The 10357-nt window shown below is 57.3% G+C and carries 14 protein-coding genes; 3 read left to right on the plus strand and 11 right to left on the minus strand.

The window, feature by feature from the left end:
- Positions 1–71: 71 nt before the first annotated feature.
- On the minus strand, positions 72–626 hold the full coding sequence (locus ABSG47_RS10495; protein WP_424169583.1) for an ABC transporter permease: 555 nt from the start codon (positions 624–626) through the stop codon (positions 72–74).
- Positions 627–723: 97 nt separating this feature from the next.
- The gene (locus ABSG47_RS10500) at positions 724–2001 is read right to left on the minus strand and encodes a Glu/Leu/Phe/Val family dehydrogenase (protein WP_424169585.1); all 1278 of its coding nucleotides are present in this window, start codon (positions 1999–2001) and stop codon (positions 724–726) included.
- Between the two features lie 347 nt (positions 2002–2348).
- On the opposite strand from ABSG47_RS10500, the gene ABSG47_RS10505 reads away from it, so the two are divergent.
- The 3 genes from ABSG47_RS10505 to trpE all read left to right on the plus strand — a co-directional run bounded on the left by ABSG47_RS10505 (position 2349) and on the right by trpE (position 4643).
- Entirely contained in the window at positions 2349–2606 is a 258-nt protein-coding gene (locus tag ABSG47_RS10505) for a hypothetical protein (RefSeq protein WP_424169587.1), read from the plus strand.
- Between the two features lie 44 nt (positions 2607–2650).
- Positions 2651–3052, plus strand: a complete 402-nt coding sequence (locus ABSG47_RS10510; RefSeq protein WP_424169609.1) for a type II toxin-antitoxin system VapC family toxin — start codon at positions 2651–2653, stop codon at positions 3050–3052.
- Positions 3053–3143: 91 nt separating this feature from the next.
- Positions 3144–4643, plus strand: a complete 1500-nt coding sequence (gene trpE, locus ABSG47_RS10515) for an anthranilate synthase component I (RefSeq protein WP_424169589.1) — start codon at positions 3144–3146, stop codon at positions 4641–4643.
- Between the two features lie 110 nt (positions 4644–4753).
- On the opposite strand, the gene ABSG47_RS10520 is transcribed toward trpE, so the two are convergent.
- From ABSG47_RS10520 to ABSG47_RS10560, 9 genes are all read right to left on the minus strand, one after another.
- Positions 4754–5047 (minus strand): hypothetical protein, encoded by a 294-nt coding sequence (locus ABSG47_RS10520; RefSeq protein ID WP_424169591.1) that lies wholly within the window; start codon positions 5045–5047, stop codon positions 4754–4756.
- A 247-nt stretch (positions 5048–5294) separates the two neighbouring features.
- On the minus strand, positions 5295–6077 hold the full coding sequence (locus ABSG47_RS10525; RefSeq protein WP_424169593.1) for a hypothetical protein: 783 nt from the start codon (positions 6075–6077) through the stop codon (positions 5295–5297).
- Between the two features lie 774 nt (positions 6078–6851).
- Positions 6852–7322 (minus strand): helix-turn-helix domain-containing protein, encoded by a 471-nt coding sequence (locus ABSG47_RS10530; RefSeq protein WP_424169595.1) that lies wholly within the window; start codon positions 7320–7322, stop codon positions 6852–6854.
- A gap of 262 nt (positions 7323–7584) precedes the next feature.
- Positions 7585–8172: a hypothetical protein gene (locus ABSG47_RS10535; RefSeq protein WP_424169597.1), complete on the minus strand. Its 588-nt coding sequence runs from the start codon at positions 8170–8172 to the stop codon at positions 7585–7587.
- A complete protein-coding gene (locus tag ABSG47_RS10540) occupies positions 8150–8338 on the minus strand; it encodes a hypothetical protein (RefSeq protein WP_424169599.1) in 189 nt (62 codons plus the stop codon). Before ABSG47_RS10540 ends, ABSG47_RS10535 begins: the two co-directional genes overlap by 23 nt.
- A 4-nt stretch (positions 8339–8342) precedes the next feature.
- The gene (locus ABSG47_RS10545; protein ID WP_424169601.1) at positions 8343–8792 is read right to left on the minus strand and encodes a hypothetical protein; all 450 of its coding nucleotides are present in this window, start codon (positions 8790–8792) and stop codon (positions 8343–8345) included.
- Between the two features lie 159 nt (positions 8793–8951).
- Positions 8952–9401 carry an HNH endonuclease gene (locus tag ABSG47_RS10550; RefSeq protein WP_424169603.1) on the minus strand — a complete coding sequence of 150 codons (450 nt, stop codon included), beginning with the start codon at positions 9399–9401 and terminating at the stop codon, positions 8952–8954.
- Positions 9402–9409: 8 nt separating this feature from the next.
- Positions 9410–9811 (minus strand): hypothetical protein, encoded by a 402-nt coding sequence (locus ABSG47_RS10555; RefSeq protein WP_424169605.1) that lies wholly within the window; start codon positions 9809–9811, stop codon positions 9410–9412.
- Positions 9808–10357, minus strand: a 550-nt coding sequence (locus tag ABSG47_RS10560) for a hypothetical protein (RefSeq protein WP_424169607.1), incomplete at its 5' end; no start/stop codon positions are given. The genes ABSG47_RS10560 and ABSG47_RS10555, both read right to left, overlap by 4 nt.

Below are 10357 nucleotides of genomic sequence, written 5' to 3' on the forward strand. Positions count from 1 at the left end.
TTCTCACCAGCCTCCTCTTGGGAGCAGCCGGAGCCTCCCTTTCTTTGACGCACTCGGCTTCAAGCTGCTGGTCAAAGCGCTTCTGCAACACCCTCTCGAACAACGCGCGGAAATGCGAAAAATGCGCCCGCCAGTGGAGCGCATACGGCGATCGCCGAAACCACAGGCCACCAAAGATATGGCACGATGCTTGCGCCAGATGCGCCCACAAGGACCGCAATCAATCCATTCGCAATATAGCCAAGTACCAGCCCTAAAAGAGCTCCCGGTATGGATTCGAGAAGCGTTTCCTGCAGCAGAAATTTAACAATATAGCTGTCGGAAGCGCCAAGAATGCGGAGGATTCCGAGATCTCGGCTTCTCGTCACCACGTCCACATACTTCATCAGCGCGGCAATGCCAAAGCCGATCCAGAACACAGTTGTCAGAAGAGTGGAAATCCAGTGTGCAATGAGCGCTCGTCCACCGCCGTCAGGCGTGACATGAGCGGTGCCAATCTGCGCCAGAAGAACACCAGTCTCAATCGCAACAACAAGCCCGGATTGCAGAATTCTCGCAGGGTTATCCTTCGCATTGGCGAGGATCAGCGGGTGGATCAATCGGCGGCTCGACATGAAAAGTGGCACAGAATCGAATCCAAATTATAGGGGAACCGGCATCGGATTTCACGAAAATGGGCAGCCCTCGCAGGCTGCCCATCTCATTTACGTCTCTGCTGTCCGCTCAGGCGTAAATCCCTCGTTGCCGAATCGTAAACGCCACCCGGTCAATCGCCAGCATGTACGCTGCAATGCGGTTGTTCACGTTATGCGATTCCGCATAACGCAGCACATCCTCAAAGCTAGCGCGCAGAATCGTCTCCAGTTCCTCATTCACCCTGGACTCCGGCCAGAAGTAGCCCTGCCGGTCCTGCACCCACTCAAAGTAGCTCGCCGTCACGCCGCCCGAGTTGGCCAGAATATCCGGCACCACAAAGATCCGCTTGTCGGCCAGAATCTCATCCGCCACCGCCGTCGTCGGCCCGTTCGCGCCTTCCACAAGAATCCGCGCCCGCAGTTGTTCCGCATTGCGGCTCGTAATCACGTTCTCCATCGCCGCCGGCACCAGAATCTCGCACTCCCGTGTAATCAGCTCATCGCTCGGCGTCGCCTCCGCGCCCTTGAAGCCCAGAGTCGTGCCGTTGCGGTACTTGAACTCCGTCAGTTGGTGAATGTCGATCCCGTTCGGGTTGTACAGGCCGCCATCCTTCTCCGCAATGCCGATGATCTTGTACCCATTCTCCATCAGCAGCCGTGCACCGTTCGATCCAACATTCCCGAATCCCTGCACAATCACGCGGCAACCCTCGCGCTGCATATTCAGGTAGCGCAGGCTCTCGTTGCAGGCCACCATCACGCCGCGACCCGTCGCCTCCGTGCGTCCGCGGCTGCCGCCCATACTGATCGGCTTGCCCGTCACCACGCTCGTCACTGTCTGCCGCATGTGCATTGAGTAGGTGTCCATGATCCACGCCATCGTCTGCTCATTCGTGTTCATGTCCGGCGCGGGCACATCTTTTTCGGGCCCAATAAAGTCGATAATCTCTGACGTGTACCGCCGCGTCATGCGCTCCAGCTCACCGCGGCTCATCTTCGATGGCTCGCAGATCACGCCGCCCTTTGCGCCGCCAAACGGAATGTTCACCACCGCGCACTTCCACGTCATCCAGCTAGCCAGCGCGCGAATCTCGTCCAGGGTTATATCCGGCGAATATCGAATACCGCCCTTGGCCGGCCCACGCGCCTGCGAGTGCTGCACGCGATAGCCCGTAAACATCTCAATCTTTCCGTTGTCCATCATCACCGGAAAGTGAACAATCACCTCGCGCGAAGGCGAACTCAGAACCTTCCAGATTCCTTCATCCAGGTTCAGCTTGCGCGCCGCAAATTCAAACCGTGCATTCTGCGCTTCCCAGGGATTGATCTCCCGATCCAGAGTCACGGTCGATGTTAGAGTCGCCATAATCCTTCTTCGAATCCTTTCGCCCGCCGCATCCTGCTGTCACAGCAAGGCTTGTTGGCCAGAACAGAAGCCTTTCTGCTCTCGCCGTTTCTGAAAACCCGCATAATTCGGGGCTTTGGGTGTTCTATTGAGTCAAATCGGCCCAAACCCTGCTGAGTCTAGTCCCCCAATATAGGTCAGTCAAGCCGCCAGTACCATTCCGGACACGGCCCACACGCAACAAAATATGGAACTATGGCATCCGAGTACGCCCCATGCTACGCTCAAAGCCATGAAGCAGTCGGGAATCCGGTCCGGCCCGCGGCTGGCTGCATGAGCGATAGATGGCTTGCATCCTGGAAAACAAGATGATTCAAGTTGAACTCAAACCCGAAATCGAAGCGCGGCTTGTCGCCGAGGCGCATGAGCACGGCATCGAGCCGTCCGTCTATGCCGGCAATGTCATCGAACATGCCTACCGCCAGCGCAGCGGTTACCGGAAGCCTGCGCGCACTCCGCAAGAGGCACGCGAATGGCTCGACTCTCGCGCGCAGTACTCCGCAAAAATCCCTCAGCTCCCCGAAGAAGCATTCAGCCGTGAAAGCTTCTATCAGGATCACGAGTAAATGCTTCTCGATAGCTGCCTGGTGATACCAATGTCCTGCTTCGCATTCCCAGCCGTACATATCCGCGCCATCAGGCCGTAGATGCTGCGCTCTCCAAACTGGCGATTCAAGGAACGACCCTTTATTACACGCACCAGAACATTGCCGAGTTCTGGAATGCAATAACGCGTCCGCGCGAGCGTAACGGATTTGGGTTGACCGTTCCGGACGCCGACCGTGAAGTCGCCTTGATCGAAGAGGGCATGGAACTGCTGCCGGATAGCGCAGCGGTCTATCGGGAGTGGAGAAGAATCGTGGTGCAATGCAATGTTTCCGGCGTGCATGTTCATGATGCCCGGCTTGCCGCTGCCATGTATGCCCACGGAATCACGCATATTCTCACATTCAATGGTCGCGATTTCGAGCGCTTCCATGGATTGACAGCCGTTGACCCCAGCACTGTTTAAGCAGTCGGTCTGAGAAAACTTGGGCCGTCGCACTGCTTTTGCCTTTTCAATCCACTGCCACCTGTAACCCGTCACCTGTAAACTGATCCTCGTGAAGCAAGCCAGCCTATCCGTCCAACCCTCCCGCAAGGAATTTGTCGCTCTCGCCAAAGAGCACACCCTCGTTCCCGTCTGCCGCAGGCTCGTCGCAGACCTCGAAACCCCCGTCTCCGCCTTCCTGCGCGCCGCCTGGCAACAGCCTGAGTGCTTCCTCCTCGAATCCGTCGAAGGCGGCGAGCAGGTAGGCCGCTACACCTTCATCGGCCTCTCGCCATACAAGCGCGTCGTCGCCCGCGGTCGCCAGATCACCATTACGGAAGGCAAACGCACCACCCACATCGAGGGCGACGTCTTCACCGTCCTCCGCGATGCCCTCAGTGGCCACAAACCCGCGCGCCTCAAAGACCTGCCGCCCTTCACCGCCGGAGCAGTCGGCTTCTTTGCGTATGACGCAGTCCGCCTCATCGAGCGCCTGCCCAATCAGGCCAAAGATGAGCTCGGCGTCCCCGACGCCTGCCTGCTCTTCTTCGATGAGGTCCTCGCCTTCGACCACGTTCGCAAAGAAATCTGGCTCGTCATCACCGCGGACGTGACTCTCACCAGCCCAGCCGACGCCTACGAAAAAGCCGTCAAGCGCCTCAAGCACCTCGAAAAGCGGCTCTCCGAGCCTTTACCCAAGTTGCGCGTCAATAAGTCGGCAGGCAAGCTAAAGATCAAGCACCGCACCCGCAAGCAGGACTTCCTCACCGCAGTCGAAAAGATCCGCGAATACATCGCCGCCGGAGACGTCTTCCAGACCGTCCTCTCGCAGCGCTTCGACATCGAGCCCGGTATCGACACATTTCAGGTCTACCGTGCACTCCGCACCGTCAACCCCAGTCCCTATCTGTACTTCCTGCGTTTCGCGCTGGAGGGAAACCAGGCGCTTGAGATCGCCGGTTCCTCACCGGAGCTATTGGTCAAGGTCAACAACGGCAAAATTGAGTACCGCCCCATCGCCGGCACGCGCCCTCGCGGAGCCACGGAAGAAGCCGACGACGCTCTCGCCCGCGAGATGATGGCCGACGAAAAGGAGCGCGCCGAGCACGTCATGCTCGTCGATCTTGGCCGCAACGACGTAGGCCGCGTCTCGGACTTCGGCTCCGTCAAGGTTGACAAGCTCATGTACGTCGAGCGCTACTCGCACGTCATGCACATTGTCAGCAAAATCGAAGGCAAACTCCGCTCTGGCCTCACCGCTGTCGACGCACTCCGCGCCTGTTTTCCAGCCGGCACACTCTCCGGCGCACCAAAGGTCCGAGCCATGGAAATCATCGAAGAGCTGGAGCCCGCCCGCCGCGGCGTCTACGGCGGCGCAGTCCTCTACGCAGATTTCTCCGGCAATCTCGATTCCTGCATCGCCATCCGCTCCCTCACCGTGAAAGACGGCAAGGGAACAGTTCAGGCCGGTGCCGGCATCGTAGCCGACTCCGTCCCCGAGTTGGAATACGAGGAGTCCATCAACAAATCCCAGGCCGTCATCCGCGCCATCGAACGCGCCCGCGAACTTTAATCATCACTGTCCGCTGCACCTGCTCACCTCACCCACCACCGATTTGTCATCCCATCGGTAAACCGAAAGACGCTGTCAAGAGCAGAGCAAGGCGTAGACCCTGGCGATGCCTACGCCGTCATCTTCGAGACCACCCCGCAGTCAGTTCTCCGTGCGCCCAACACCGTCCAGATAGCCGTGGCGGGAAATAACCCGAGTGGGGGCGGCTGCGTGCGCGACCTGAGCAGGTGTCCCGCTATTCCCTTCACCATCCCCGGCGGCAGCCTCCAGACGCATTCGCGCCCTTCAGGCTTGGGAACCTGCAGGTAGCTGGTCATTTCGTTGCGGGTGGAAATCAACTCATTGACGAGCGATTTGAGGTCTTTTTTGCGGGAATCTTCGGCTGGTGGTCTACCGAACAGCAACAGAACAGGCGCAGAGCAACTTCTTTGGTTTCAAGGAATTGTTCATGTCCTGGTGGGCGGTCAGGGATTCGAACCCCGGACCCCTTGCTTGTAAGTCGGAACAAGGGTTTTTCTCTCACCGCCTACCAATATCTCTAAATACTACAAATTCATGACATTACAGCCACTCCACCCCATACGCGACTTCTCTGAATATCACTCATTTTCTGCCTAGACTACCCGCAATTTCCACCGCAATAATTTGGCTTTAGCTATACCGTTTGTCGATTCCAAGCGCAAGCCGCCTTTCACCGATGAACGACGCGCCTTGGCCACCTTCATCACAAGTCCACCATGCATCCATTGGCCCCCGAAACAGGTCTTGTGGAAGTCTCCGTTTCGCAGTTCCGTTTTCCCAAACGGTGACACAAAGAGTCGGCTCCTGTTTTATACCGGCGCGGCCCGATAAAGCATCTTCCCATCGCTCCTCTTCACTTCGACCGTCATCGGTGCGGGCGTACAACACGGCCTCTTTTGGGAAAGTGTTATACCTCACCAGTGAAACAAGTGCGGCAAGCCGCGTATTTCGATATTCGGATGACCGGACCATCATGCCCTCCCCGACAAAGAATTTGGACTCGATCTGCGATGCATCGGCAATGCCGGTTTCCGTGTTGACTGGCATCGTGAAACCCAGGTTCCCGTACATGGAACCCAGCATGACGTGCGGCTCCATCAGGTTCACAGTCTCGGAAAACAGGACGATGGCGCAAAGCTGGTCGGAAAATTCGCCGCTGAACTTGCGCATCCCCGCTACGATGTGACTGCGAATTGGTGCATGCGGATCGAATTGGCCGAATGATCCCATCCCCTCGAATGGAGAATTCCGTATATCTTTCACCTCAAGGTAAATCTTTCCGTGCGTAGGGTGATCGATAACGTAATCGATGAGCTTGGTTGTGAAACTCAGTGGCGGCTCGTGATTGAACGGAATTTTCTCTTTATTCAGATACTCTTCGAATGCAAGTTCTCCCGGCGTCTTTTCGTTCACCGCGCATACCTCCTCGGCTTCTATCGTAGCGGCCCAGTCGGCAAGCACCTTGCGGATCGCGCTTTAACTTCAAGGGCGGTTGCGTAAGACGTTAGACTCCGGGGAGGGTGAAAGATAAGTCAACGGCTGGCACTGCTCCCATAAAAAAGACTGTAGCGGATTGGCGGGAGTGGCGCAGGGATATGTCAGATAGCGGGCAATGACAACAGAAAAAGAGATAAGGAATGTGGCTGCGATTCCAACTCGTAGTGTGACTTCTGCGTGTCCAGCAAGAGGTTGCGGGTGTTCTATCCCTGTATTTTCATGGGGTTGTCTTTAGCGCTGGCAAAATTGCGGGGGATTTTGCGGGTACTGAGCCGTATTTGTTGCGAATTCGAGCGGAGAGTGAACGGCCTTTGTAATCGTCTCGCTACACCAGCGCAGCGTATGCCTGCCGGCATAGGTACTTGGAATGATGGCCCTGCTGTTTCCTGCGGCTGGTGGTGAAGCTGCATGGTTCCAAGTGAACCATCTGATAGCTGCACCGCAGACGCGCACCATCCGTCTGGAAAGCTACACGTCTTCAGGAATTAGCCAATTGAATTTCAATCGCACCAGGGGGACCAAAAAGAGAGCCTACAGAGGGGTATATGCCCCCAATTTAGCCGGGTGGCGTGCGCCTTTCTTATATCCCGCTCTGTAGATTTTCCCCTAAAAGCGCCTGTAGATTTCCGCCCAAAAACGCCTTACAGGATGCTCAGGACGCGCCGCGGAGGATGTGGTGATGGTTTCCTCCTATGCCGGTTTTGGCGGCGCTGGCAGGGCGAGGGCCTCGGCTGCCATCCTTCGCCGCACCGCCTCCATAGCCTCAGCAGCACGGGCCTCCTGAATCTCTTTAGCCTGCGCAACTGCCCCCAGGAGTATTTCTACGCGGATCGTTGGCATGTCTCCCGTGAGGAGCAATGCTTTGTCGAGGAGCACGCCTGAGCTGATGCTCTTCTGTTGGAGGCTGGCTTTGGCAATGTCTCCTTCACTGATGGATTCGACAATTTGCCGCGCCTTGCTCCGGTAAATATCAGCCATCACGGCCTTCTCATCTTGGACTTGGCGCTGTATTTCGGGTTCCGCCAAGAATCGCTTGATGGTATGGGGAGAGCGACCTAGCCGCTGGCCGATGCGTTTCAGGCTCACCCCGTCCGCCGCCATAACTTTGATTCTCTCCTGCTCTTCAGTCGTGAGCGGTTCGCCCTTCAGTTCGTTATTCATTGGTTGGCCTTTCGTTTCCGGTGTTCCTGTTGAAAGCGTGCATTCTGAATCCTGTTAAACTTTTTCCGGCAAGGTTCGCATCGCTTGGCGCGGTTGCTGCCCGGCTGGAATGGCTGAGAGCAATTCGTACACATCTTCATTAGCGGGCGGCGCGGAGCAGGCGCAACCTCTGGCGAAACCAACGTGCCCCGCTGCGAGCACCAGCCACACCAGGGCGCTTCTGGCGAGCAGGCAACCTCGACCTGTATCAGGGGACATAACCTCACGCTCCGAACCATGCCCGCAGATTCCTGAATAGGATTTTTTCTTCACCGGAATCTCGCGCCCACAGATCGTTGCGAAGGTTCTCGGAAATCACCGCGCTCTGTCCGCCCGGTAAAGTGGGAAGCAATGCGGCGATTTTCAGAACCCCTTCCCAGGCGGAATCCATAGCCTCTACCAATTCCCTCTGATCCTCAAGCAGAACCGCCCGCAGGCCGGGGAACCACTCTTTGAAGATGCGGCGGCCGATGGTTCGCTTCTCGTCCTGTATAGCTTCGAGACGGGCGGCAATGGCGCCCCGCCGCTTCTCCATCACCGATGGTGCGGCCTCCGCGCGTTGTTGCTCTGCGTACCGCGCCTCAGCCTCCTTGCATTTGCCTGCCAGAAGCAGCGCGTCGGCCTCGCGCTGGGCCTCGCGCGCTTGTGCGGGGATCACGAGCCTCAAGTCCTCGGCGGCTTTCAGGAGTCCCTGAGATTCGTTTTCCAGGTTGGCGCACTCGCTCTCCAACCCGGAGACTGCGGCGTCGTAGGTTGCGCTAAACTGCTCAAGCCGTGCGCTGACGAGTTCAATTGGTTTCTGTGTGTGCATCGTGTTCTCCTCGTGAATTTGTGCCGATTACGACACCGGACGACTTTTGAATTCTTGAAATCTCATCTTGCAGGTGATTGAAGCCTTCCACATCCCCCGCCCGCAGGAATCCAGCGGCTTTCTTCCGCAGTTCGTAAATCGCGGTTTCGGTTTCGCATTCGTTCATGAGCTTACTTCCTCCGCTTTTCTGGCCTGAGAGAGTTCAAAAATGGCACGACATTCTTGCTGAAAAAGACTTTGGGATTCTTCGATGCGGCAAAACCCAAACCCAATTCCTCGAATTGCTTCAACACTGGCGCGGGCATCAGTGAGGCACCTTGCGCCGTTCCGATGCTCCAAAACAAGGACTTCGCGGCTTCTTCTGGCGAGCTGGAAAGAGCATCTTCGACTTTCGCCCGGACGTGTTTACCAAAGTCGCGAACGTGAATCTTCTCGGTAGCTTCCTTCCCATCCTTGGTGCGCTGCGGAATCTCGATGGCCTCGGGCAGATCGAGCTTCGAAAAGTCATAGCCTGTCGAACTGGACGCCGGAGCAGAGCTTATGTTGCTGTTACTCGATTGCGGCGCTCGCTGTTCCTTCGCTGCCGGAAGATTTAACTTGGAAAGATCGTAACTGCTCATAAATGGCCTCGCTTTCGTTGTTGTGTTTAGTTAATCGATCCGCCCAAATCCACTGCGAAAAATGTTCGCTCCATCGGACCTGCGCGAAGCCGTTACGCACAGAAACCACCATGCCGACAATGGCGGGAATGTCCTGCCGCGCTACACGGTCGCCCGGCCTCATAGCGCCCACCTTCCTCCGACAACCAGCCGACGCCATATATCGGCTACCACGTCAGCGGGAAACCGGCTGGTGACGAAAGCCGAAAGCTCCGCAAATTCCTCCGCCGTCATCTTCCCCTTGCGCCAGTTGCAGCTTTGGCAGCACGCGCGCAGATTCCCGATGGTGAACATCCCGCCACGGGATACCGGCACGGCATGATCGACGGCCAGCTTAGAAAGCGTCAGCCGCCCGGAGCAATAACAGCACTCCCCGGCCACCAGCGCGGCCTCTACTAGCTCGCGGAGCGCGTCCAGGGTATATTCCACCGGCAAGCTCAACTCACCAGCGCGGCGAACCTGGGCTGCGTAGACGTTCCGGGTTTTCGACATGAACGCGGATTGCCGGAACTTCGAGCGCATCGCCTTGCGCTCCTCAACCTGAATCCGCCGGACTGCCGTTTTCGTCATGCGCTCTGTCACATCACCCTCCGCGCTGTGCTCTCTTCGATTCCCGACAACTCACACGACTGACAGGTGTATGTGCCATCGGTTTCCCGGAACAGGTAATAGCTACAGCACGCCGTGCAGTGCGGGAGTGCAGAGACGAGCTTTCCAGACGGTGAACGCCAGCGCCAATCGGTTGCTGCTTTCGCCATTTTTGCGGAATCGCCAACCCAACCGCCCCGCTGCTTAAGGATTTCCAGCACGGCGGCCTTGTTCTGCCGGACAGCATCAACCAGATTCAAATCCCGGTGGCCCGGCGGAAGCTCAAGCCGCACCCGGTCCGGCGGGACAGCCAGAAGCCATCCGCCCCGCTCAATGATCCGATTCACAACTTCGGCAGCACTCGATGGTTTTGAGAGAGTATCGAGATTCATATTTCCCACCCCTCGTCGTCCTCGTCTGGTGCGACATTGCACCGATTCGTCGTGCCGTCCGGCTTGTCTGTAGAAACTATTTCGCTCCCAAGATGCTCAACTTTTTCCAAGGTGCTCACACAATTTCTTTGAGCATCTTGGGGGAAATCGTGAGCACCTTGGGGAAGCTGCCACATCCACGGCCCTTTCACGTCAGGGTGGGATGACTTAACTTTCAGCTCTTTTTTGGCGCGGCGGAGGGTGGCTTTCCCGATCCCCTCGTCATCCGCCAAGTCCTGAATCTCTTTCTGTGTTCGTGCGCCTGGGCCGAGTACGCCGCTCAGCCATTCACAAGCCTGAGCCAGTTTGCCGTTATCTGGACCGGCTGGTGCGGCAAGCAAATCCGCCGCCGTAATCTGGCTGTCCCCTGTCCATTCAAAGTTTCCCTCGCCGTCAATGGAGTAGCCGAGCGCGCGCCCGATGCGCCCCACGTTGGACTTGATATGAACGATTGCCCGCGCGTCGTCATCATCGGGAAGCGAGCCGGCCAGAATTTCCGAACGAACG

The sequence above is a fragment of the Occallatibacter sp. genome (assembly GCF_049510455.1).
Lineage (GTDB): Bacteria > Acidobacteriota > Terriglobia > Terriglobales > Acidobacteriaceae > Telmatobacter.